The 25,021-nt window shown below is 67.8% G+C and carries 17 protein-coding genes and 1 pseudogene; 5 read left to right on the top strand and 13 right to left on the bottom strand.

Going from position 1 to position 25,021, the window contains the following annotated elements; genetic code table 11:
- Positions 1-3: 3 nt before the first annotated feature.
- Positions 4-1,113 carry a 3-beta-hydroxysteroid dehydrogenase gene (locus tag G6N24_RS03350; protein WP_085156911.1) on the top strand — a complete coding sequence of 370 codons (1,110 nt, stop codon included), beginning with the start codon at positions 4-6 and terminating at the stop codon, positions 1,111-1,113.
- Positions 1,114-1,127: 14 nt separating this feature from the next.
- Here the strand turns inward: G6N24_RS03350 and G6N24_RS03345 are convergent, their stop codons facing one another.
- From G6N24_RS03345 to G6N24_RS03330, 4 genes are all read right to left on the bottom strand, one after another.
- Positions 1,128-2,708, bottom strand: coding sequence for a PPE family protein (locus G6N24_RS03345; protein WP_085156908.1), 1,581 nt, complete (start codon positions 2,706-2,708; stop codon positions 1,128-1,130).
- Positions 2,705-3,010 carry a PE family protein gene (locus G6N24_RS03340; protein ID WP_085156905.1) on the bottom strand — a complete coding sequence of 102 codons (306 nt, stop codon included), beginning with the start codon at positions 3,008-3,010 and terminating at the stop codon, positions 2,705-2,707. Before G6N24_RS03340 ends, G6N24_RS03345 begins: the two co-directional genes overlap by 4 nt.
- A 169-nt stretch (positions 3,011-3,179) precedes the next feature.
- Positions 3,180-3,704, bottom strand: coding sequence for a 2'-5' RNA ligase family protein (locus G6N24_RS03335; protein WP_085156902.1), 525 nt, complete (start codon positions 3,702-3,704; stop codon positions 3,180-3,182).
- Positions 3,705-3,714: 10 nt separating this feature from the next.
- Positions 3,715-3,993 carry a DUF1876 domain-containing protein gene (locus G6N24_RS03330; protein ID WP_085156899.1) on the bottom strand — a complete coding sequence of 93 codons (279 nt, stop codon included), beginning with the start codon at positions 3,991-3,993 and terminating at the stop codon, positions 3,715-3,717.
- Positions 3,994-4,395: 402 nt separating this feature from the next.
- Between G6N24_RS03330 and G6N24_RS03325 the strand changes: the two genes are divergently transcribed.
- Complete coding sequence (locus G6N24_RS03325) at positions 4,396-5,547, top strand: AI-2E family transporter (RefSeq protein WP_085156896.1); 1,152 nt, start codon at positions 4,396-4,398, stop codon at positions 5,545-5,547.
- Here the strand turns inward: G6N24_RS03325 and G6N24_RS03320 are convergent.
- Together G6N24_RS03320 and G6N24_RS03315 are read right to left on the bottom strand one after the other, a co-directional pair.
- Positions 5,525-6,325, bottom strand: coding sequence for a dienelactone hydrolase family protein (locus tag G6N24_RS03320; RefSeq protein WP_085156893.1), 801 nt, complete (start codon positions 6,323-6,325; stop codon positions 5,525-5,527). The two genes, G6N24_RS03325 and G6N24_RS03320, sit on opposite strands and share 23 nt — an antisense overlap.
- Positions 6,326-6,350: 25 nt before the next feature.
- Positions 6,351-7,037, bottom strand: coding sequence for a DUF4245 domain-containing protein (locus tag G6N24_RS03315; protein WP_085156890.1), 687 nt, complete (start codon positions 7,035-7,037; stop codon positions 6,351-6,353).
- Between the two features lie 95 nt (positions 7,038-7,132).
- Here G6N24_RS03315 and glpX point away from each other — a divergent pair, with 95 nt between their 5' ends.
- From glpX to G6N24_RS03300, 3 genes are all read left to right on the top strand, one after another.
- Complete coding sequence (gene glpX / locus G6N24_RS03310) at positions 7,133-8,218, top strand: class II fructose-bisphosphatase (protein ID WP_139822199.1); 1,086 nt, start codon at positions 7,133-7,135, stop codon at positions 8,216-8,218.
- Positions 8,219-8,248: 30 nt separating this feature from the next.
- Entirely contained in the window at positions 8,249-9,658 is a 1,410-nt protein-coding gene (locus G6N24_RS03305) for a class II fumarate hydratase (RefSeq protein ID WP_085156887.1), read from the top strand.
- 79 nt (positions 9,659-9,737) lie between these two features.
- Positions 9,738-10,703, top strand: coding sequence for a hypothetical protein (locus G6N24_RS03300; protein WP_085156884.1), 966 nt, complete (start codon positions 9,738-9,740; stop codon positions 10,701-10,703).
- Positions 10,704-11,079: 376 nt separating this feature from the next.
- On the opposite strand, the gene G6N24_RS03295 is transcribed toward G6N24_RS03300, so the two are convergent.
- The 7 genes and pseudogenes from G6N24_RS03295 to G6N24_RS03265 form a co-directional block, all read right to left on the bottom strand.
- Complete coding sequence (locus G6N24_RS03295; RefSeq protein ID WP_085156881.1) at positions 11,080-12,528, bottom strand: adenylate/guanylate cyclase domain-containing protein; 1,449 nt, start codon at positions 12,526-12,528, stop codon at positions 11,080-11,082.
- Positions 12,529-12,586: 58 nt separating this feature from the next.
- Positions 12,587-13,462 (bottom strand): polysaccharide deacetylase family protein, encoded by an 876-nt coding sequence (locus G6N24_RS03290; protein WP_085156878.1) that lies wholly within the window; start codon positions 13,460-13,462, stop codon positions 12,587-12,589.
- A 25-nt stretch (positions 13,463-13,487) separates the two neighbouring features.
- Positions 13,488-14,789 carry a PhoH family protein gene (locus G6N24_RS03285; protein ID WP_085156875.1) on the bottom strand — a complete coding sequence of 434 codons (1,302 nt, stop codon included), beginning with the start codon at positions 14,787-14,789 and terminating at the stop codon, positions 13,488-13,490.
- A 343-nt stretch (positions 14,790-15,132) separates the two neighbouring features.
- Positions 15,133-16,806, bottom strand: a complete 1,674-nt coding sequence (locus tag G6N24_RS03280) for an MFS transporter (RefSeq protein WP_085156872.1) — start codon at positions 16,804-16,806, stop codon at positions 15,133-15,135.
- Between the two features lie 55 nt (positions 16,807-16,861).
- Positions 16,862-17,989, bottom strand: a pseudogene (locus G6N24_RS03275) (fatty acid desaturase family protein); the annotation flags it as partial.
- Positions 17,953-21,177 (bottom strand): MFS transporter, encoded by a 3,225-nt coding sequence (locus tag G6N24_RS03270; RefSeq protein WP_085156975.1) that lies wholly within the window; start codon positions 21,175-21,177, stop codon positions 17,953-17,955. The gene G6N24_RS03270 and the pseudogene G6N24_RS03275, both read right to left, overlap by 37 nt.
- Positions 21,178-21,291: 114 nt before the next feature.
- A complete protein-coding gene (locus G6N24_RS03265) occupies positions 21,292-24,609 on the bottom strand; it encodes an ATP-binding protein (RefSeq protein WP_085156865.1) in 3,318 nt (1,105 codons plus the stop codon).
- Positions 24,610-25,021: the final 412 nt, after the last annotated feature.

Raw genomic sequence — 25,021 nt, 5'->3', positions numbered from 1 at the left:
CCCATGGGTGATCCATCACTGACAACCGAACTCGGCCGGGTCCTGGTCACCGGCGGCTCGGGCTTCGTCGGCGCCAACCTGGTGACCACGCTGCTCGACCGCGGACACCAGGTGCGTTCCTTCGACCGAGCCCCGTCGCCGCTGCCACAGCACCCGAAATTGGAGGTGCTCCAAGGCGATATCACCGACGCGGCCGTCTGCGCGGCGGCGGTCGACGGTATCGACACCATCTTCCACACGGCCGCGATCATCGAGCTAATGGGCGGAGCGTCGGTGACCGACGAATACCGGCAGCGCAGCTACGCGGTCAACGTCGAGGGCACCAAGAACCTGGTGCGCGCCGGACAAAAGGCCGGGGTGAAGCGGTTCGTCTACACCGCGTCCAACAGCGTGGTGATGGGCGGCCAGCCCATCTCCGGCGGTGACGAAACATTGCCCTACACCAAACGGTTCAATGACCTCTACACCGAAACCAAGGTGGTCGCCGAGAAGTTCGCGCTGTCACAGAACGGCGTTGACGGGATGCTGACATGTTCCATTCGGCCCAGCGGCATCTGGGGTCGCGGCGATCAGACGATGTTTCGTAAACTGTTCGAAAGCGTCGTCGCCGGCCACGTCAAGGTCCTCGTCGGCGGCAAGAACGCCAAACTGGACAACTCCTACGTGCACAACCTGATTCACGGCTTCATCCTGGCCGCCGAGCACCTGGTGCCCGGCGGCACCGCGCCCGGACAAGCCTACTTCATCAACGACGCCGAGCCGATCAACATGTTCGAGTTCGCCCGTCCGGTCCTTACGGCGTGTGGCGAACGTTGGCCGCGGATGCGGGTTTCCGGACGGCTGGTGCGCGACGCGATGCTGGTGTGGCAGCGGCTGCACTTCCGGTTCGGGCTGCCGAAGCCGATGCTGGAACCCAATGCGGTGGAACGGCTTTACCTCGACAACTACTTCTCCATCGCCAAGGCGGAGCGGGAATTGGGCTACCGTCCGCTGTACACCACCGAGCAGGCCATGGCCGAATGCCTGCCCTACTACAAAGAGCTTTTCGAACAGGTCAAGGCGGCGGCCAAGCCCCACCTGGTGGAGGTCGTCGCCGCGCCCCCGCCGGAGTAGCGTTCGGCGGCACCCTATCCCCGTGCGTCCGACTCGGGATCCCAGGTCCTGGGCACCATCGGCATCCGCGGCCCGTCGCCGAAACCATCACCGGCCACCGTCGTCAGCCCCACGGCTGCAACGACCGCCTGCTTGCAGACGGCTTCGGCAAACCCTAGCCGCCCCACACCCTCATCCGATGCCCATGCACGGTGCTGCTCGTCCGCGGGAGGGACTGGGGAGCCGAAATCCAGCTCCATATCTGCGAATTCGTCACGATGGCCCCGTTCCTTGGCCGCCGTGCGGCGGCGCCGGCGGGCTCGAGCCTCCTCTCGAGCCGACGCCCGGGCGGCCGCGGCGGCCACGGCGGAATCGGACGCCGGTTCGGCCGTTCGGGCGCGGGTCGAATGTCCCGAGCCGAACCCGATGCCTGGGCCACCGCCGACCAGGAGAGGGGGGAGGCCGGTCGCTGGCGGCGGCGCGGTGCCCGACGCGGCGGTGCCGGCAGCCGAGGTGGGCGCGGGTGCCGAGGCGGGGGCGGTGGCCGACACGGAGACCGTCGGGACCGTCGGAGCCGTCCCGGCAACCGGCAACGTCACCGGCGGGGCCGGCGCTAGCTGAAGTCCGTCGACGGGGATTGCGGCAGCAGGACCAGCGGCCAGACCCGCCAGCCCCGCGAAGCCCGCTGCCGCCCCCAAGGCGGTGATGGTTTGGCCGAGCGCGACCGCCAGCAGCTGCGGGGACTGGGCTAGCCAGGTAACGATCTGCATGATGTGGGTCGGCAGATCGAACACAAGGATGCTGAAAAGGAACTCGATCGCCGCTACCGGATTGGTAAACAGCAGCTTCCAGAATTCCTCGCCATCCTGAAAAAACTCGAGGCCTCGAGCCAGCCACCAGATCGGCTGCCCCGGATCCGTGTAGGCGTCATAGGGCAGCCCGTTGAGGGTGCCGTTGGCGGGGTCCCAAATGATGCGGCCGCCGCTGATGTATTTCAGGATTTCGGCGATGACGTCGTCGATCGGGGTGGCGTTGCCCGAGTCGCCGCCGCTTCCGGAGTCGTGAGTCAGCGCAGTGGTTTTCAGGATCTGCGGAGCAGGCACGACCTGCGGGGTCGAGGCCACCGCGGCGGCCGATACCGTTTGATACGTCGCCATCGTGGTTGCCGCCTGAATCCACATCCGCACGTAGTCGGCCTCGTTGACGGCAATGGGTATGGTGTTGATCCCGAAGAAATTCGTTGCCACCAGGACTCCGTGGGTCGCATGGTTGGCGGCTAGTTCGGGCAGCGTCGGCATGGCCGCGAGCGCGGCGGTGTAAGCGGCGGCCAAGGTTTCGTGCTGGGCGGCCGCGGTCGCGCTGTCGATGCCCGCCTGTGTCAACCACGCCAGATACGGCACGTAGGCGGCGGCAAACGAATCAGCACTGGGCCCCCTCCACACACCAGCACGCACCGCAGCCAGCAATGCACTGAGATCCGCTGCCACCGCTGCATATTCGGCGCTCAGCGACGACCACGCAGCCGCAGCCGCCAACAACGACCCGGGCCCCGGACCGCTGCTCAGCAACGCCGAATGCACCTCCGGCGGAGAGGCCATCCACACCGGCGCGGTCATAGCTGCGCCAGGTACGTGGCCGCTGCCAGCGCATCGCCGATCGCGTAACTGCTCGCCGCCTCCGCCGCCCCTACTCCCGAGCGGCCGAGCTCCTCGACACCGTGTGCCGCCACGGCTGCGTGGTCGCCGCCGCGAAGGCTGACCTGGGCTGCGCTCTGCACCGACACCGGATCGGCCGCCGGCGGCATCACCGCGGTGATCAGCCCGGCCGCACTTTCGTGTGCGGCCGCCAACCGCGCCGTCAGCGCTTCGATGGCCGCACCGCCAGCCGCCAAGCCTTCGGGAATGACACCTAGCGCCACGATAAACCCTCCATCGCATCGAAACCTCACCTTCACCCCAACGATTATTGGATATGACAATCATTTCCAATAAGTCCCCCGATCGGATGTATTCGCGGTGGACAGTCCATTCCCCCAATCGGGGGACACGGTCAGGAAAAGGGGTGGTCAGGATGCTTGTTCCGGCGGCTCAGGGCAGTCGGGGCAGCGGAGATACTTCGCCCGTCGAGCTGTTGACGAGGGCGGCGCGATCCAGCCGCGCCGGCAACGGCAACACGTCGAACACCGCGCCCACGATGTCGGGCAGCTGAGCCAACCTTGCGCGTGGCGCAAGCGAACAGTGCGGCAACCAGATTCCGGGCACATAGTGTTTGTGCAACTCGGCGCCGGCGGCCCTGACGGCCTCGACGACTCGCGACTGGCGCGCGACGAAATCGGCGCTCACACCGGCGACCAACCACGTGCGTCCGCGCCGGAACAATCCCACTCCTTCAAAGCTAAGCTCGACTGGGCAGCCGCCGTCGAGATCACCGAGCGCCGCCGTAACCGCTGCCTGGTCCCAGCGCCGCAACACCGCGTAGGACACATGCGGCACGTGGCGCCCGTGGGTGTGTGAGCGCAGACTGGCCACTCCCCGCTTTTCGATCCGCTCCCACAGCGCGCGCACCGCCCGCTCGGAGTGCCGGTCGAAGAGCAGGCAGACGGCCAGGGCCACAGCCGGCCGGTCAGCTGTAAAGGTGGACCGGGTGGTGCGTGGCCTGCTCGATGCGTGTTGAGGCACTCTGCAGCAACGCGGTGCCCAGCGCGATCAATCCGCGGGCCGCGGCGATTTCCTCGCCGATCATCGGGTGGCTGGCGTCCTTCGGGTGGCGGTACGCGTCGCCCAGGGTGGTCATGGTTTCGCCGTCACCCAGCTGTGCACGCACCGTCGCATGCGTGTGGGTCTCGTCCTCGTCGAACGTGATCTCGACATGCCACGTGTTGTCCAAGTCGCGGTCGTACATTGCAATCACCTCAGTGCCAATCTTGCCTCGAAACGGCGCCCGTGCAAGGCGCTATTCGCGCCGTCGAGCACCAGCGAGACGACGAAATCGTGGGCAGCGACCTCGTCGGCCACCGGCCCGCTGATCGGCGACGGCGCCAACGGGGGAACTGTCCGGGGTGGGGCAGCCCGCCAGGCCAGGCGGCTGGATCTACGGCAACGGCGGTGCGGACGGCAATGGCACAAATCCGGGGGTGACCGGGTTGACACGGCGAACAAGGACCCCACACACCTTGGGCCTGAACAGATCTCGTCGGACGCGCTGACGGGCGGTCTCCGGCTCATGACAGAAGTTCCCGCCGAACGACGCCCTCTGCGGTTAAGGTTGCGCTCAACACCGACGCGGAGGGCGGCCCCGGCTGGTATGGACACCGAATTCACGCTCACTCAGAAACGCGCCCTGGCGATTCTCACGCTCGTCGCTGTGGCGTTCGGCGCGTACTTCCTGCGCGGCTTTTTCGTCCTCATCGTGGTAGCAGCGGTCGGAGCGTACTTGTTCACGCCCCTGTTCAATCGGTTTAACAAGCGGATGAACACAGGCCTGTCGGCCACGTGCACCCTGTTGTCGGCAATGGTCATGGTCATCGTGCCGGTCGGACTCTTGGTGGCCCTTGCGGTCGTTCAGATTTCGCGCATGGTCACCAACATCGCGGGGTGGGTCAGGACGACCGACCTGAGCGGGCTCGGCGACAAGGTTCTGCACCTCGTCAACGACCTGCTGGCCCGTATGCCGTTCCTGCATGTGACGGTAACCGCCGAAATGCTGCGAAACGCAATGATTTCCGTGGGACGCAACGTGGGCGAATGGCTGCTGGGTTTCCTGCAGAGCGCCGCCGGAAGCATCGCCGGCGCCGTGACGTCCGCCATCATCTTTCTGTATGTGTTCGTCGCCATGCTGGTGCACCGCGAGAGGTTACGGACGCTGATCGCCCAACTCAACCCGCTCGGCGACGACGTCACGGATTTGTACCTGCGGCGGATGGGCTCGATGGTGCGCGGCACGGTGAGCGGCCAGTTCGTCATCGCGCTGTGCCAAGGTGTGGCCGGGGCCGCGTCCATCTACGTCGCCGGATTCCACCACGGATTCTTCATTTTCGCGATCCTGCTGACCGCGTTGTCGATCATTCCGCTCGGCGGCGGCATCGTGACGATCCCGTTTGGCATCGGGATGATCTTCTACGGCAACATCGCCGGGGGCGTGTTCGTGATCCTCTGGCATCTGCTGGCGGTCACCAACATCGACAACTTCCTGCGCCCGATCCTGGTTCCGCGTGACGCCCGGCTGAATTCGGCGCTCATGCTGCTGTCGGTGTTCGCCGGCATTGCCATGTTCGGCCCGTGGGGCATCGTCATCGGTCCGGTGCTGATGATCCTCATCGTCACGACCATCGACGTCTACCTTGCCGTGTACAAGGGCGTCGAACTGGAGCGCCCCTGCGAGGAACCTCCGCGCCGTAAATGGCTCGCACGCAGGCACTCGAAAGCGCCGGCCGCTACGGACTCAGCCGTTGAGTAAGGAATTCGACGACCCGTTTGCGGGCCTCGTACGCCGGCTGGCCGTCGACCTCGCGAACCTCGTCGGTCAGCACCGAGTGCGCCATCCTGCCGAACCCATATTCGTTGCCCGGACCCGAGTAGATCTCGATGACTTCGAACGCCTCGCCGAGTCGCGCCTTGAGCGCCGCGAACCGTTCGCCCGGCGACATCTTGTCCTCGCTGAACCGCAAGCCCAGCGCGCATAGCCCCTCGTTGGCGCAGCGATCGGCCACGGCTGTCAGCTCGGATTCGCTCAACCCGGGATCGCGGCGCTGCGCGGGCGTCAGCGGCATCGGTAGCGACGGTTGGCTAAGCACCGGCGCCAGCACGCTGTCGTCGACGGCGGCGGCCAGCGCGAAACCGCCGGTGAAACACTGGCCGATCACGCCGACGCCGTTTCCCGGGGTCAACGCGTTGAGGTCGCGGGCCAGCGCGCGCAGGAATAGCGACACCGGCCGCTGCTTGCTGGTCGCAAACGCCGCGAATTCCCTTGCCACACAAGCCCGCGCGAGCGTGGCCACCGTGTAGCCGAGCGTCACCGGCCGGCCCGGTTCACCGAACAGCGACGGAATGGCGACGGTGAAACCGCTGGCCACCAGGTGATTACCCAGGCCGAGCACGCCGGGGTGGATTCCGGGTACTTCCGGGATCAGCACCACCCCGGGGCCGGCCCCTTTGCGGTAGACGTCGTGGGTGTAGCCGCCGCCGGTGAACGGTGCGACCGACCAACCGAAGAGGTCTGCCTCGGGCGCGGTCACGGTGTTTGCCTCCTACAACGTCGCGTCAGCGTGTCGGCTGTTTTGTCGGCAAGGGCGGCTGCGCTTGCGTCGCCGCCGCCAGCGTACGGAACTGGTCGATGCTGCCCGCGCCGGTGATCGCAATCTGGGTGGGACCGACCGGACTGCCCAGTCTGGTCGTCCACACCGGCTCGGCGGCCGCCCCTTCGTATACCACCCAGCTGGTGCCGGCCACGTCGACCGTGCCGGTCGGGTACATGGCCGGGTGTATCGAACCGACCAGCTTGTCCTCGTCGGCGTTGCTCTGCGTCAGGCTCAGGTACATCCCCGTCGGGCTGATGTATCCCACGATCGACGTGGCCGCGTTCAAGCGCTGGCCGGTTGCGGAGTCCGTTCGCCCGTTCTCGATCCCCCCGCGAGTCCCGGAGTTGGGTTGCCAGCCCGCGGGCAATCGAGGCAGGCGAACCGGGAATCCCAGCGTCGCGGCATCGGCCCGCAACGCCGCCGCCGCATCGTAGGACGGGATCGTGCCCCTGGGCGTTCCGCCCGGCGCAAACGAACACATCCCGACCATGCCCGCCAGCACGATGCACCCAAGGACCAGCGGCACGAGCGACCAGAACATGTCGCGACCGTCCTGCAGCAACCGCGGCTTGGCCGGCCTTGGAACGGGCCCGGGCGCTGGAGCCGGCTCGCCGGCGACGTCGGCGCTGGGCTGCGGTTCTACGGTCACGCCACGATTATCCCAGCCGACATCTCCAGCCCCGCATCCCAGGCGCCCGAGCCCAACTCCAGCGCAGCGATCCGGTTCTGGGACAATCAGCAACCATGACAGCTCAGGGATCCGGTTCGTCGCCGACCGCGGTTGCGGGCCACCACCCGTCGAAGGCGCGGCCGCGCGGTGAGGCCCCGGACCGTAACCTGGCCATGGAACTCGTGCGGGTCACCGAGGCCGGCGCCATGGCGGCGGGCCGCTGGGTGGGTCGCGGCGACAAGGAGGGCGGCGACGGCGCGGCGGTCGACGCGATGCGCGAACTGGTCAACTCGGTGTCGATGCGCGGGGTGGTGGTCATCGGCGAGGGCGAGAAGGACCATGCGCCGATGCTGTACAACGGCGAGCACGTCGGCAACGGCGACGGACCGGAATGCGACTTTGCCGTCGACCCCATCGACGGCACCACGCTCATGAGCAAGGGCATGACCAACGCCATCTCGGTGTTGGCGGTGGCCGAGCGCGGCGCAATGTTCGACCCCTCGGCCGTCTATTACATGAACAAGATTGCCGTCGGGCCCGACGCCGCCCATGTGCTGGACATCACCGCGCCGATCGCCGACAACATCCGCGCCGTCGCCAGGGTCAAGGGCTTGTCGGTGCGGGATATGACGGTGTGCATCCTGGACCGGCCACGGCACGCACAGCTCATCGACGACGTCCGCGCCACTGGGGCCCGGATCCGGCTGATCACCGACGGCGACGTCGCCGGCGCGATCTCGGCGTGCCGGCCCAACTCCGGCACCGACATGCTGGCCGGGATCGGCGGCACCCCGGAGGGCATCATCGCCGCCGCGGCGATCCGCTGCATGGGTGGGGCGATCCAGGCGCAGCTGGCGCCGCGCGACGAAGCCGAACGCCGCAAGGCGCTCGACGCCGGCTACGACCTCGACCAGGTGCTGACCACCGAGGATCTGGTGTCCGGTGAGAACGTCTTCTTCTGCGCCACCGGGGTCACCGACGGTGACCTGCTCAAGGGCGTCCGCTATTACCCCGGCGGCTGCACCACCCACTCGATCGTGATGCGCTCGAAGTCCGGCACGGTCCGGATGATCGAGGCCTACCACCGACTGTCGAAGCTCAACGAATACTCCGCGATCGACTTCACCGGCGACAGCAGCGCCGGGTATCCGCTGCCCTGACACACACACAACATACAAGGAACCCAAGCCATGCCCGCTGAAGCCCAGAGCGCCGAATACCGCATCGAGCACGACACCATGGGTGAGGTCCGGGTGCCGGCGAAAGCGTTGTGGCGCGCGCAGACCCAGCGCGCCGTGGAGAACTTTCCGATCTCCGGCCGCGGCCTGGAGCGCACCCAGATCCGGGCGCTGGGGCTGCTGAAAGCCGCCTGCGCGCAAGTGAACAAGGATCTGGGGTTGCTCGCGCCCCAGAAGGCCGACGCGATCATCGCCGCGGCGGCCGAAATCGCCGAGGGCCAGCACGACGACCAGTTCCCTATCGACGTGTTCCAGACCGGCTCCGGCACCAGCTCGAACATGAACACCAACGAGGTGATCGCGTCCATCGCGGCCGCGAACGGCGTTACCGTGCACCCCAACGACGACGTCAACATGTCGCAGTCGTCCAACGACACGTTCCCCACCGCCACCCACATCGCGGCCACCGAGGCGGCAGTTCGGCACCTCATCCCCGCCCTCGGGGTCCTCTACGATGCGCTGTCGGACAAGGCTCTGGAGTGGCAGACGGTGGTGAAGTCGGGCCGCACCCATCTGATGGACGCCGTTCCGGTGACCCTCGGCCAGGAGTTCAGCGGATATGCCCGCCAAATCGAGGCCGGCATCGAAAGGGTGCGCGCGTGTCTGCCCCGGCTGGGTGAGCTGGCCATCGGCGGCACGGCGGTGGGGACTGGCCTCAACGCTCCCGACGGCTTCGGCGTCAAAGTGGTCGCGGTGCTGATCGCGCAGACGGGTCTGTCCGAATTACGCACGGCGGCAAACTCTTTCGAGGCGCAAGCCGCTCGCGACGGATTGGTCGAGGCATCCGGGGCGCTGCGCACGATCGCGGTGTCGCTGACCAAGATCGCCAACGACATCCGCTGGATGGGGTCGGGGCCGCTGACCGGGCTGGCCGAAATCCAGCTGCCTGACCTGCAACCGGGCAGCTCGATCATGCCTGGCAAGGTGAATCCGGTTCTGCCGGAAGCGGTTACGCAGGTCGCCGCGCAGGTGATCGGCAACGATGCCGCAGTCGCCTGGGGAGGCGCGAACGGCGCCTTCGAGCTCAACGTCTACATCCCGATGATGGCCCGCAACATCCTCGAGTCGTTCAAGCTGCTGACCAACGTGTCAAAGCTGTTCGCCGAGCGCTGCATTACCGGGCTATCCGCCAACGCGGAGCACCTGCGCGAGCTGGCCGAGTCCTCGCCGTCGATCGTGACGCCGTTGAACTCAGCCATCGGCTACGAGGAGGCGGCCGCCGTCGCCAAGCAAGCGCTCAAGGAACGCAAGACCATCCGTCAGACAGTCATCGATCGCGGCCTGATCGGCGACAAGCTGTCGCTCGAGGAGCTGGACCGCCGCCTCGACGTGTTGGCGATGGCCAAGGTGTCCGGCGACTAAGGGTTGGGCCCGGAATAGGCCAACCGCCAGCGCGGCCACCATGCCGAGGGTGGTCGATGAGAGTGAAGGTGATTGAGCAATGACGGCTCCTCCGGGAGGTCCCTACGGTCAGGATCCCTATGGTCAGGATCCCTACGGGACGAATCCGTATGGGCAGCAACCGTATTGGGGCGGCCAGCCGCAGGGCCCCTACCCGTCGGGGGGCTACCCGCCGGGGGGTCCGTACCCGCCGGGGGGCTACCCACCCCAGCAGTACCCCCAAGGCGGCCAACAGTTTGCGCCGAGCTGGCCGACCGGGCCCTACGCGCCTGGACCGCCGCCGGGTGGGCCACGCTCGAAGCTGCCATGGCTGATCGTCGCCGGCGTCGCGGTGCTGGGCGTCATCGCGTTGGTAGTCATCCTGGCGATCAGCCTCGGCGGCAGGCACGACTCGGGCACCGCAAACCCCCCAGGCCCCACGGCGACACCAACCGCCCCGACGTCACAGCCGGGCAGTTCCAACCAGACAGCGACCGACTGCACCCCCAACGTGTCCGGCGGTGAGAAGCCCGTCGGCGACACGATCAGCGCGGGGAAGCTGTCGTTCCCCATCAGCGCGGCGCCCGGATGGGCGTTGATCACGGACGACCAGAGCCCAAACCTCATCGACGCGGTGGGCGTCGCCCAAGAGGTGCCCGGCGCCAACCAGTGGGTGATGCAGGCCGAGGTCGCCATCACCAACTTCGTCACCAGCATGGACGTCACCGCGCAAGCATCGAAGTTGATGCAATGCGTGGCCAGCGGCCCCGGCTACGAACAGTCGTCGCCCACCCTGGGCCCGACCAAGACGTCATCGATCACGGTCGACGGGGTCAAGGCCGCCCGGGTAGACGCCGATGTCACGATCGCCGACGCGGCACGCAACGTGAAGGGCGACTCCGTCACGATCATCGCGGTCGACACCAAACCCGTCACCATCTTCTTGGGCGCCACACCCATCGGCGACGCGGCTGCGGCGGCCACGATCAATCGGGTCATTGCGGCGCTGAAGGTCAGCAAGTCGTAATGCTTCGAGCCGCGTGCGCGTCCGATGCTGCCGATTGCCACCGCCGCCGGGCGCCCGCCGCAGACCGGACGGAGGCACCGACGAATTCGCGCCCGTCGATAGCGGCGTCTGCCGCGGTGCCGCCTTCCGGCCAGCGGACGCTGCTGATGTAGTACCTCCTTCGGGCGACGGCACGCTGGTCACATCGGTCACGCGAGTCTTCTCGGGTTGCGGTGTTCGTGGTGCCCACCTTGCAGCGACAAATCCCCTGCGTGCCCTACGTTGTCGCTGTGAGGCGGGCAAACTGCGTACCGGCTCGACCCGGGGACGCATGCGGCAGATGTGACAACCGAAGCCCAGGACATCACCGATCTCGTGACCAAATCAGCAGCGCGCCCTAGGCGTCGCCGGCCGGGGCCGAGATGTGCGTTTCTTCGGAGCGGCCGCGCAGCACCGCGGAATAGCATGCGGCCCACCGCTCGCGCTCGGCCTCGTCGGCGCGTTCGATGGCCGCGGCCGAACACAGGATCCGTCGGTCCGAGGTCTTGGCAAGGTCGGCCAGCCGCGCGGCCTCGTTGACGGCGTCGCCAATCACCGTGTATTCATACCGGTTTTCGGCACCGACATTGCCGGCAAAGACGCGGCCCGCAGAAACACCGATGCCGAAGTCGACCAGGGGCAACTGCCGCAGCTGCGTCCCCAAACTGCGCGCCGTCGCGAGCGCCGCCGATGCCGGCTCGTTCGTCCGCAGCGGCGCTCCGAAGACTGCCAGCGCGGCGTCCCCCTCGAACTTGTTGATCAGGCCCTGATGTTCGTCGACTGCGCCGACGACGATCCGGAAGAAATCGTTGAGCACCTCGGCAACCTCTTGCGGCGGAAGGCTTTCCGCAAGCTTTGTCGAACCGACCAGGTCGATGAACAGGATCGCCGCCTCCAGCACATCACCCGACAGCGAGGCGCCTTCTTCGATGGCTCGATGGGCTACGTCGGCCCCCACGTGGCGGCCGAACAGATCCCGCAGTCGCTCGCGTTCGGCGAGCCCGGCGACCACGCGGTTGAATCCCGTTTGCAGCCGCCCGATTTGGGAGCGTTCGTACACCCCGACGTATGTTCCGATGTCGCCGTGTTCGACCTCCGCCATCGCGTCGACAACCTCGCTGAGGGGATCCGAAATGGATCGCGACGTCAGGAGCATGACCGGCAGCCCGAGAATCAGCGCTGCCAGCGCCACCATCAACAGCGGCACGTCCAACGATGCGGACTTCGCGATGAGCCAGCCATTCGAGCGCAGCACGACAAAGGCCGCGATGACCCCGATCGGAAGGGCGCTGCAGAGGAACCACAGCAGAACCAGCCGGGCAAACACGCCGGGTACCGTCAACCGCTGATCGCCACCTCGCGTGGCGGCGCGGATGATCGGCCGCAGCGTGTGTTGCGCCAGCAGCAGTCCCGTGCCGGCGGCGGCAGCGGCGCCGAGTACCACGCCGAGAACGATGGGCACCAACAGGGCGGCCCCCCGATCGCGATTCAACAGGAGCAGGATGCCACCGGACGCGGCCCAGACCGCCGCCAGGATCGCCGACTGACGGCCGGCAAGTTTCACCGCGGCGGCCCGCTGATCGGCAGTCGGCTCGTCCCCGGCGACATACCAGCGCAGTGTCGGGGCGAGGCTCAAGATACCGCCCGTTGCCACGGCAACGACTCCCAACACGACCAACACCAGCACCGTCGCGGTGTTCTTCTCCGCGAAGTCGGCGTTGATCGCCGCCGACGTATGGCCTTGCAGCGGAATCAGAATCGCGGACGCATCGACGACCGCGAAGATGTAGGCCAACGCGAGGTCCATGGCGTACTGAAGGGACAGCCTGCGGCCGCTCTTTCCCGACGAGGTAGCCGCGCGTGTCCTAGGCACCGTTGTTCGGCCCGCCCGAGTTCTGACCGACAATGTCGGTGATCGGGAAGTTGGGCATCGGCTTGGGCGACGGGGTGTTGGGCAACGACGGGATCTCGCCGGCCGGGATGTCATGGAGTTCGTTGACCGGCGGGCCGTTCTCCCGGCTTCCGTAGCTGCTGCCCGGCGCGCGGGGGCCGAGTAACTCGCTGACCGTCACCAAGTGGTAGCCGTTGGCCTTCAGCACCGGAATGAACTGGTAGATCAGGTCGACGGTGCTGGAGTAGGTGTCGTGGAACAACACCACCGAACCCGGCTTGATCTGTGTCATCAGCAGGTACCGCGTCGCCGCGGTGTTGGAGTCGTTGGCCCAGTCGAAAGGAATGACGTCCCAAAGGATTTCAGCTTGGCCGAAGGTGGCGGCGGTTTGCCGCACCACGTCGTTGGACAGGCCCCCGGCGGGGCGGTACAGCGTCGGCGTCCGGCCGGTCGCGGCGGCGATCGCGGCGTTGGCCCTCGAGAATTGGCCGGCGATGTCCTCGGGGGGAATCGTCGTCATGTTGGGGTGTTCCCAGGTGTGGTTGCCGATTTCCATACCCGCGTCCGCGATGCGCTTGGCTCCCGCCGGGTTGGCCGCCACCTTGTTGCCGATCAGGAAGAACGTGGCCTTGGCGTCGTTGTCCTTCAGGATCTGCAGCAGCCGGTCGGTAAAGGGTCCCGGTCCGTCGTCGAAGGTCAGCGCGACACACTTGACCACCGCGCAGTTCAGGTTGTCGGCACGCGTGATGTGGCCGGTAAGGCCGCCGATCAGCAGCACCGCGCCGGCCGCCATGACACCGAAGACGGTCCGCCAGTATCGCCAGGCCTGGTTGTCGGGTCGCTTCGGCACGAGGGCAGCCTACCGAAACCCCCGGTCAGCGCGGCCCGCTGATCTCCTCGAGCATCTCGGTGACCAGCGCGGCGATGGGCGAGCGCTCACTGCGCAGCAGCGTGACATGCGCGAACAGCGGATGGCCTTTGAGCTTCTCGATCACGGCGACGACCCCATCGTGGCGGCCGACCCGCAGGTTGTCGCGCTGGGCGATGTCGTGGGTCAGTACCACGCGAGAGCCCGTGCCCAACCGGGACAGCACGGTCAGCAGCACGTTGCGCTCCAGCGACTGTGCTTCGTCGACGATGACGAACGAATCGTGCAGCGAGCGGCCCCGGATGTGGGTCAGCGGCAACACCTCGAGCATGCCCCGGGCCAGCACCTCGTCGAGCACCGCCGGGCTGGCCAGCCCCTCCAGGGTGTCGAAGACCGCCTGCGCCCACGGGCCCATCTTGTCGCTTTCGCTCCCGGGCAGGTAGCCCAGCTCTTGGCCGCCGACGGCATACAGCGGGCGGAAAACCACCACCTTGCGGTGGGTTCGGCGTTCCAGCACCGCCTCCAGGCCCGCACACAACGCCAGCGCCGACTTGCCGGTGCCGGCTTTGCCGCCCAGCGACACGATGCCCACCGACTCGTCGAGCAGCAGGTCGAGCGCCACCCGCTGTTCGGCGGAGCGACCCCGCAACCCGAACACCTCGCGGTCACCGCGAACCAGCTGCACGCGCTTAGCCGCGGTGACCCTTCCCAGCGCGTGCGAGCTGCCGCCGAACAGCCGAATTCCGGTGTGACAGGGCAGATCCCGCGCCTCGACCAGGTCGATCTCCCCGTCGGCGAACAGCGCGTCGATGTCCTCGGCAGTAGTCTCGATCTCCTGCATCCCCGACCATCCGGAGGCGACGACGTCCTGCGCGTGGTACTCGTCGGCGGCCAAGCCCACCGCGGCGGCCTTGACGCGAAGCGGGATGTCCTTGCTGACCAACGTGACTCGCCTGCCCTCGGCGGCGAGGTTGGCGGCACAGCTCAAGATCCGGGAGTCGTTGCTATCGGTGCGAAAACCCGCGGGCAGCACCGCCGGATCAGTGTGGTTGAGTTCGACGTGCAGCGTACCGCCTTGGGTGCCAACGGGAATGGGCTGATCAAGCCGTCCATGCTCGAGCCTCAGGTCGTCGAACAAGCGCAACGCCTGACGGGCGAACCACCCCAGCTCGTGGTGGTGACGTTTGGCCTCCAGTTCGCTGATCACCACCAGCGGAACCACCACTTCGTGTTCGGCGAACCGGCTGCACGCCCAGGGATCGGACAGCAGCACGGAGGTGTCGAGCACGTACGTCCGGGTATCGGTCACGGAGCGCTCCTCGAGCAGCGCCCGCGCGGACCCACGCGGGCAGGTAGGGGCAAGCCGCGGCACCAGGACCGGGGCCGGTCCTGCCGTTGTGGTGACGGGAGGTGCCGCCCTGGCAGCAGAGCATCTCGCTGGCCATCGAATGCGACGCTACTCTCGTGGCCGCGCGGCCGCCGGGCAGGCGCGCCGAGACCGCCCGGCGACGGCGCCGGTGTCGACGCCGGAAACCGCCCGCCGCCACCGACTTCAGGGGTGCCAGCCACCGAATACTTGCGCTGAAGGCACGAAGACCGAGTGCAGCCGGTGTCCGTGGCCACGTCGAGCCCGGTCGACGTCGAAGACCGACTCACCGAGACGACGCAAGCCGCCTGACCGAGCGTCCGCCATCGGGTTCCAGCCCACTCCGTGGCTGGGCTACGTGCGATGCGATCGACGCACCGGATGCCCCCGAGCCGCTGAGCCGGAACCGTGGTGCCGCCGTCACGCGGCCATGTGCCGGGCCGCCGTAGGCACGCGGAAACCGCCTGACACCAAGCACGAGCGCGCCGGTGAGCACGGCTGCCGCGGCGCCGATCGCCAGCTGCACGCCACGGATGAAGTCCTTGTCGGCGGTGCGCACGACCAGCCGCTCCTGCGCGGATGTGATGGGGCGCGCTGGCCCGATGTGTGCGGGATGGGCCCGCGGATTCGCGCTATCCACGATGGCCGCCACGACCGCCGCCCGTTCGGCGGGATCGGGAATCACGTCGTCCAGGCGGGCCGGCAACGTGGCGCTGAGCCAGGCCGCCAGGATGGAGCCGAGGAACGCGACGCCGAAAATGCTGCCCAACGACCGCTGCAGATTGATCAGGCCGGCGGCCATGCCGGCTCGGTGATCATCCACCTCGGTCATGCCAAGATGCAACAGCGGTGTCGCGCAGCCGCCCGACCCCGCGCCAAACACCGTCAGGCCAATAACCACCACCGGCAACATGCGGCCAATCGCGAGCGCAAACAGCACCAACCCCGCGATCATCGCCGCCAGACAGGTCAACACCGGCAGCCGAGCACCCCAACTTTCGACCACCCGGCCCGCCAGTAAACTCGCCACCCCAAACCCCACCGGGACCGGCAACATCACCAGGCCCGCATGCAGCGGAGAGAACCCACGCACGTTTTGAAAGTGCTGGGTGAGCACCATCAAAGTCCCGAAGTAGCAGGACATGACCAGAAAATAAGCCAGCAGCGCCGATCGGTACACCGGGTGTGTGAACAAGTGCAGATCGATCAACGGGAACGCGGCGCGGCGTTCATGTCGAACAAACAGCCACAACAGCACCACCGCAACTAACAGCAACACGGCGATCACGGCAGGCTGGCGATGCACCCGCGGGGCCTCGATGATCGCATACGCGATCACCGCGATCGCCGGCGCAAACATCAGCTGTCCCGGCCAATCCAGTTGAGTCGGGTCGGGATCCTCGGACTCATCGACACCAACCAGCGTCGGCAGCCACACCAGCGCCCCGAACGGCACGTTCACCGCGAACACGCTGCGCCAACCCAGTCCCTCCACCAAGAACCCGCCCAGCGCCGGCGCCGACGCCGCACCGATACAGCCAATGGCCATCCAGCCGGCTATCGCCCGCGCTTTGAGCCCCGGATCGGGAAAGGCATGACTCAGCAAGGCAAGCGAGAGCACCGACATGAATGCCGCTCCCACACCCTGGACCACCCGCGCCAGGGTGAACAGCCCAAGGCTGACCGGTAGCGCACATACCACCGAGGCCACACCGAACACCGCCACCCCGACCAAAAACCCGCGCCGGCGTCCATACCGATCACCCAGCAACGCGCAGCTCATCAACACCGCAGCCATACCGAGGCTATAGCCGGCGACCGCCCACTGAAGGCCCTGCTCACCCGTGTGGTACACCGCTTGGATGCTGGGCAACGCGACGTTGACGATGTTGACATCCACAAACACCATGAAGACGCCCAGCCCAGTCGCCAGCACGGTCATCCGCTGACGCGACGACATCACCGGATGGGAAGATTGTCCACCCACGAAACCCTCCTTACCCATCGCCCGACCAAGGTGTAGACCCGCGCCGTTGGGTCAGGAATTGGTTGGGCAGCGAGAGTTTGGCGATGGTGCGCCACGCGGTGGCGTATTGGGTCAGAAAGGGTCCGCTGGTGTAGGGCAGGTCGTATTTGTCGCAGACCTGGCGCACGCGCACCGCGATCTGGGCGAGCCGGTTGCTGGGCAGATCGGGGTAGAGGTGGTGCTCGATCTGATAGGACAGGTTGCCGGTCAGAAACGCCAGCAGCGGGCCGGCGTCGATGTTGGCGCTGCCCAGGATCTGGCGCAGGTACCACTGCCCCTTGGTTTCGTGGTCGAGGACGTGTGGGCTGAATTTCTGTGCGCCGTCGGGGAAGTGACCGCACATCACCACCGCGTAGATCCATATGTTGCGGATGAGGTTGGCCGCCAGGTTGGCGGTCGCGGTGGAGGTGACGCTGGCCCCGGGTGACAGCGAGGTCAGCGCCGGGATGGCCAGGTAGTCTTTGACCAGCTGATTGGCGGCCTTGGACAACCGTTGGCGCAGTTGGGTTTTGGCTGCGGCGCGATCGGTGCCGCCGGCGCCGCCGCGGCACAGCGCGCGGATCTGCAAGCCGGTGTGCTGCCAGGCGACCCCCCACTCGAAGCCCAGCGTGAGCAGCGTGTTGAACAACAGGTTGGCGATGTGGTGGGGCCGCCAGCGCTGATCGGGGGTCACGCGCAAAAACCCGTAGCCGACGTCGGTGTCCATGCCCACCACGTTGGTGTATTTGTGGTGGCGCACGTTGTGGGTGAACCGCCAGTGCGCCGCCGTGCCGGCCATGTCCCATTCCCACGACGTCGAGTGGATCTCGGGGTCGTTCATCCAGTCCCACTGCCCGTGCATGACGTTGTGGCCGATCTCCATGTTTTCGATGATCTTGGCCACACCGAGGGTGAGTGCGCCGGCCCACCACGCGGCGCGCCGGCGCCCGGCGGCCAGGATCACCCGCCCGGCGACCTCCAGGGCGCGCTGGGCGGCGATGGTGCGGTAGATGTAGCGCGCGTCGCGCTGGCCACGGGAGTCCTCGATCTCGGTGCGGATCGCGTCCAGTTCGACGGCTAGGGCGTCAATGTCGGCGTCGCTTAGATGGGCGAACACCGGCACATCGGAGATGGCCATCGCTCCTCCCCTGCCGTCACCGACCGCTGCAGCAGCGCCATGATCTGCGGCAAGGCCTCGCGGGTGGCGATGCGGCCCGCCTCGCGGGCGCGGTCGATTTGGTGCCACTCCAACAGCCCGATGTCGCTGGTGTCGGGTGTGATCGCCAGGTCGGCGCGGGCCAGCACCGCGGTCGCGGCCATGGCGCTGCCGATCGTCATGGTGCGCACCAGGGTGTCGACGATATTTGGCACCTGGGCGGCGTATGCGTGTTTGGGACCCGACGGCGGGCGCGCCCGGCGGCGCGCGCCGATGGCCACCGCGATCAACGGGCCCTCCTCGCGCGCCAGCGAGGTGACCGGCAGGTTGTCCAGCACACCCCCGTCGACGTGCAGCGACCCGCCGTAGACCATCGGCGCGTACAGTCCCGGCAACCGCACCGAACAGCCCACCACGTCGGCCACCAGGCCCCGGCGGTGCACCACCGCCTGCTTGGCCAGCAGGTCAACGCTGACACAGCGGAATTCTTTGGGCAGCTCCTCCACCAGCAGATCCCCGAACGAGCTGTGCAGGCCGGTCTGGGTGCGCCGGCCGCGGATCAGCCCCTTGGTCGGCAGGGTGTAGTCGCTGGTCGGGTCGTTGCGCAGGGAGTACTCGTAGACGTTGGCGTCCACCGCGGCCGCGTCCATGCCGGTGGCGGCGAAGGCCGCGATCACCGCCCCCATGCTGGTGCCGGCGAACCGGTCGACCACCACCCCGGCGGCCTCCAGCTCCTCAAGCACCCCAATGTGGGCGAACGCCCGCGCGGCCCCACCACCGAGCACCAACCCGATCGAGCGGCCCGCGATGCGCGCCGCCAGCGCCCGCAAATCGGCGGCCACGTGCCCGCGACGCACCACATGCATCGACCGCGGTGTGATCAGCTGCTCCCACGCGCGCCGATGTTCCCGCCCGACCGACGGTCCTGCCAGCACGAGATCGGCGCCCGCCGCGCGTGCGGGCAGCGACCCCAGTGGCGGTGCCGGATCCCCGGCGACCAGCACGACGCGGTCGGCCACACGCAAGCAGAAGTCCCGCCAGCCCGCGTCGTCGACCCCCGCGTGCAACACCACCTTGTCGGCGGCCCGCTCGGCGCGTTCCAGCCCGTCGCGGTCGACGCGGCCGGGACCCACCACCCGCAGCCAGGCCGACAGCGTGGTGATCAGGTCGCGGGCCACCAACGGCACCGGCGCGTACGAGTCGACCCCGACCACCGCGATGACCACCTCCGCGGTCCGCCGCACCGTCGACGGCGCGGTGTGATACAGCCGGGTGGCCAGCGCGCGCACCAAAGCGCCCAGCACGCCCGCGTCGGCGATCCTGTCGAACTGGGCCTTGGTCAGCCGCACCAGCGTGGAGTCGCGCACCGCCCGAACCGACGCCGAACGCGGCGCGTTGATCAGAAACCCAAGCTCCCCGACGACCTCGCCGCGGCCCAACTCCGTGACCACGGCCTCGTCGCGCAGCACCTGCAGGCGACCACTCAGTATCACGAAGAGCGCATCGGCCAGCTCGCCCGCGTGAAACAGGTACGAGCCCGCCTGCAGCTCCACCTGCTCGGCGCAGTCCCGCAGTTCCGCCAACGCGAGCCCATCCAGCCCAGCAAACAGCGGCAGAGTGCCGAGTGGGTCCTCGCGGGACGCGAACGCCGGGGGTTCGGCGGATGCGGCAGGCCGGGGCGCCGGCCGCGCTGCCGGCCGCTCGATGTGCGGCGCCGGCTCGGGCTCGACCGCACCGGCGGCAACATGGCGGGTGCGGCCCAGCCACACCGCCCCAACCGCGACGGCCGCAAAACAGACCGCGGCCAGCACCCATCCCCTGCGCAGCGCCTCTTCGGCCGCGCCGTGAGCCGGCGTCCCGACCACCACCACCAGCAGCGCCACCCCGATCACCGCGCCGAGCTGACGGGTGCTGCTGATGACCGCCGCCGCCGTGGCATAGCTGCCGCCCGCGGTTACCCCGGCCAGGGCCGCGCTGCCCAGCAGCGGCAGCGTCGCTCCGACCCCGAGACCCTGCAGCAGCTGGCCAGGCAACCAGGCACCCAGGAAATCGGGCGTGGGCCCGACGCGTTCGACATACCACAGCAGACTGGCGGTCCAGATCAGCGCGCCGGCGACGATGATGACGCGGTACCCATGCCGGTCGGCCACCCGGCCCAACACCGCAGCCACCACGGCCGCGACGAACGCCGCGGGCGCGACCGCCAGGCCCGCACGCAACAAGTTGTAACCCCACACGTAGTTCAAGAACAGCACATGGGTCAGCAGGTAGGCGTAAAACCCCGCACTGGCCACCAGGGTCAGCGTGTTGCCGGCCACAAACGACCGGATCCGCAGAAACGCCGGCTCGATCAGCGGCGTCGGGTGACTGCGCGAACTCATGACAAACCCCGCCATCGCGACCGCCGCGGCCACACCCGACCCGACGACCGCCGCACTGGCCCAGCCCCAATCGGCGCCCTTGATCAGCCCGAGCGTCACAAACGCCAGCGCGACGGCCAGCAGCGCCGCCCCCCGCACATCCGGTACCCGCCGCCGTCCCGAGGCGCGGCTCTCCACCAGCCCCCGCCGGGCCACCACCACGGCCACCACCCCCAGCGGCAGATTCACCAAAAACACCCACCGCCAGCTGGACGCCTCCACCAAGGCACCACCGATCGGCGGGCCCAGGCCCGACGCGATCGCCGCCGCCGCGCCCCACAGGCTCACCCCGTGCGCGCGGCGCCTGGTGTCGAAGCTCTCCACGACCAGCGCCAGCGATGCCGGCACCAACACCGCCGCGCCAACGCCCTGCAACACACGAAACGCCACCAACTGCCCCACCGAATCGGCGACCGCGCACAACCCCGACGCCGCCGTGAACACCACCACCCCATAGATGAACACCCGCTTGCGCCCCATTAGGTCGGCGAGCCTGCCCCCCACCACCAGGATCGCGGCCAGCGCGATGTTATAGCCGTTGAGCACCCACGACAAGCTGCCGATGTCGCTGTCGTGGAAATGCCGCTGAATCGCCGGGAACGCGATATTGACGATCGTCGAATCCAGAAACGCCAAAAACGCACCGAAAGCCGCCACCAACAACACCGCGGTCGGTGGAGGCTGACGCCGTCGGGTGAGCCGAGAATGCTGTCGGCCGGTGCCGGGCGCCGAGACCGTCGTTCCGTACATGGTAGCGGCGACCGGCGCGCCGTTGACTCTCGCGCGGTCGGCGGCGTATCTGCGGTCAGTCCCCCGCGGTGCCGTGGTTCTGCTGGTCATGACCCGTTCCTCTGTGAGTGCGTTTCAGTGCGTTTCAATGGCGTCGATGAGATGTGTTGTGTCCCTGACGATTGCGACCCCACCCAGCTCGGTGGCGGTGTCGCGGGCGCGGTGCAGCATCGCCAGCGCGCGCGGGGTGTCCGCGTCGGCGTTTCGCGACAGCAGCATCTGCGCCCAGCACAGCTGGTTTCGCGCCTCGAACAGTGGTGCGCCGATGCGCTCATGCACCGTGGTTGCGGCGGCGAAATGCCCTTCGGCGTCATCGAAGCGGCCCAACGCGCCCGCCAGGTGCCCGAGGATCGTGTGAGCCGACGACAACGCGATCGGGACCGGGTAAATCAGGTGGCCGCGGTAGGGGTAGAGCAAGTCATAGATCTCCGCGATGACACTGCGCTCGCCAAGCCGCGCCGCCGTCAGGCCCCAGTACGCCAGCGCGTACAGCCGCAGGTAGTCGTGGTTCAGTGACCCGAAACCCGCCTGGGTCACCTCGCTGAGCAGTTCGCCTGCCTCATCGAGGCGGCCGGTCTCGGCAAGATAGAACGACAGCCTGGCCGGTATCGACGAAAGGCCGGGCGCCAGCTTTCTCATCTCGACGTTTGCGTCGATGACCTCCTCCAGCCGGCCCTGTTCGTATCGCAGGTAGTTGAGCTGGGGACTGTAGAAAAAGAACGCGTCCGGGAAGCCGATCGCCACCCCGATCTTCAGCGCATCGCTGGCATGCTTCTCGGCGAGCTCCAGCTCGCCGCCCATGGCCGCGATCACTCCCGCCACAAACCGCGCAATCCACCGCATCCAGGGCTGACCGGTGCGCTCGGAGAGCCGCCACGTCCGGTGCGCACATTCGCGCGCTTCACGAATGTCGGCGACTTCGACCGCGGCGAAAAATCTCATGGCCGCGGCCATGCATCCCAGCAATGGGTCATCCACCCCGTCGGCCAGAACCATCAGCTCCCCGGTGAGCGCCATCCGCTCGGCCATCAGGTCGGGTCGCACCACCAATGCCGAGCTGACAAAGGTCAAGACCCGCGCCAGCGCGTGCTTGTCGCAGTCCTTGCGCGCCAACTGCTGCGCCTCATCGATGAGCGGGCGAATCCGGGAGGCGAAATCCCAGGCGACGCAGGCCTCGGCGGCCAGCTGCGCGAGCAGCAGGGGCCGATGCGGGGAACCGGCGGGCACCGCGTCGATGGCCGCTTGCAGCGCTGCGACGCGCTCGGCGTCGACTTCGACGACGTTGCTCAGCCAGCCGCGGGTGTTGGCGATCGCCGCCTTGGCCATCCGCTCCGCGTCGCCGATGCACGACGCGATGTCACCGGCGGCCAGCAACGTGTCACGGTAGGCCGGCTCTCCGGTCTGGCATTGGGCTTCGCCCAACAGGATCATCAGGTCGCAGCGATCGGCCTCGCTGACGTCGCACCCCGTGGCGAGCTGCTTGAGGGCCCGGGTGAACCAGCGCAGCGCCTCATCGGGGGCCAGCTGCGCCAGGGCGCGCTCCCCGGCCCGACGGGCATAGGCGATCGCCTTGCCGGCGCTGGCCGCCGGCCCCGCGGCCGCCCAGTGGTAAGCCAGCTCACTCAGCCGCTCGTCGATATTGTCCCCGGCGACGTCTTCGATGGCCTGGGCGATGCGGGTGTGCAGCCGCGCGCGCCGCGTCCGGCTGAGATCCTCACAGAGGGTGTGATTGATCAGCGCGTGCTCGAACACGAACCGCCCCAACCCTTGTGGACTCTCCCTCAGGACCGATCCGGCCACCGCCGACTCCAAAACGGCGAGCAGGTCGTCCTCGCAACGTTCGGTGACCACCGACAGCAGCTCAAGGTCGAACTCACGCCCGATCACCGCCGCGGCGCAAAGGGCGCTGACGGCGTCGGGTCCGAGCCGATGGATCCGCTGCACGACGACATCGCGGACGCTGCACGGGATCCCCAGCTCGGCGATCTCGGCGGTGATGACGTAGCGGCCGCCGTCGCCCCGCACCAGGCCCCCGGACTCGACGAGATCGCGCAGGATTTCGGTGACGAAGAACGGGTTTCCGTCGCTTTCACCGCGCACCGCCGCGGCCAGCTCGAGCCCCTTGCCGGTGAGCTCATGGCCCGCGGCGGCCGCTATCAGCGACTCCACCTCCTGCTGCGCCAAGCCCTGCAGCGCCACCCACTCCACACCGGCTTCACGACGCAGATCAGCCAGCAACGCGCTGAGCGGATGATTCGCATCGATGTCGCTGTCGCGATAGGTGCACAAAAGCAACAGCCGCGCTTGCACCACGTGCGCCACCACGTGCTTCAAGAGTGCGAGGGAGGGTTTGTCGGCCCAGTGCAGATCATCAAGCAGCAGCACGACCAAAAGCCCCTGGGCCGCCGCGCACCCCAGCAGCCCGACGACGGCCCCGAACAACAGGCAGCGCTCCGTCTCCCGGTCGCTCACCCGCGGGGCCGGCACGTTGGGCAGCCGGCGCGCCAGCTCGGGCACCAGCCGGCACAATTCGCCGCCGTGCTCACCCACGTGCTGGGCCAGCACCTCCATCGGGGCGTGCTCAACCAGGTCGCGCAGCGCCTGCACCCAGGGCTGATACGACGCCATCAGCTCCTCGTCGCAATGACCGAAAAGCACCGTGGCGCCTTCGGCGTGAGCCTCCGAGGCCACGTGCGTGGCCAACCGCGTCTTGCCGATGCCGGGCTCTCCGGTGATCAGCACCACCTGGCGAGCCCCGTCGATGGCGAGCTGGCGCACCTGCGACAACCGGGCACGGATGCCTTCGCGGCCCACGTAGGGGGTCAACGGCAGCACCTGTAAGCGCGGCGGCAACGGAGTCGTCGCCGCCGCCAGCGACGCCCACACCAGCTCGCACGCCGCCACCGGCTCGGGCAACCCCTTCAGTTCGAGATCCCCCACCGAACGGAAGGTGTGCTCGCCCCGACGACCCACCATCACCCGGGTCACCTCCGACAACAACACCTGACCCGGATTCGCCTTGGCGCACAACCGCGCCGCCTCCACCACCGGGGGACCGAACACGTCCCCCTCCGAGCGCGTCGCATCGCCCATGCTGATCCCGACCCGCACCAACAGCTCTTCAGCGGCGTGGCGGTTGCGCAGCTCGTGACGCTGCTGGATCGCTTGGGCGCATTCGACCGCAGCGGCCGCCGACGGCAATACCACCATCACCCCGTCGCCGGTGTTCTTGACCTCGAACCCGTTGGCGCCGACGATCGCTTCGCGCAGCAGCCGGAAATGTTCGACCCGAAGCTCCTCAGCGCGCTCCGGACCCACCCGCGACGCCAGCGCGGTCGAATCGACCAGATCGGTGAACAAGACGGTAACCGTCTCGACCGGGGCCACCATCATCTCTCACCGCCGTCACTCACCACAGTGCACTGGCGGTGCAGATCATGGAGGTCAGGCATGGTGCTCGACTCCAGAGATCGCCGCCCAGGTCTCCGGTAGCGCATTCGCAGGACGTTCACAGGACGACATCGTCCGTCCTTCCACTAGAATCAGTGATCGAAGGGCGTCGCCCCGCAGGGCTTCTGATTGCAACGTCACGTTATGCAGAGCGCCCATTAGCGTCCAGTAAAAAATTGCGAACAAACCCTTGCTATACGCGCAAGTGTCCTGCCGTAAATGACGCGCCGAAGGTCACCGCGACGGCCGCTGAAGCCGTTGTAGCCCAAGATGATCGGTCGCTCGACGCCGCCCCTCCGACCAACTCGCGAAAGCCGCCGGACGACCGCGACGCCGCACACGCAACGGTGAATTC

The organism is Mycobacterium lacus (assembly GCF_010731535.1).
Classification (GTDB): domain Bacteria; phylum Actinomycetota; class Actinomycetes; order Mycobacteriales; family Mycobacteriaceae; genus Mycobacterium; species Mycobacterium lacus.
The sequence above is the reverse complement of the archived record's forward strand: the minus strand, read 5'-3'. Positions and strand labels throughout refer to the sequence as shown.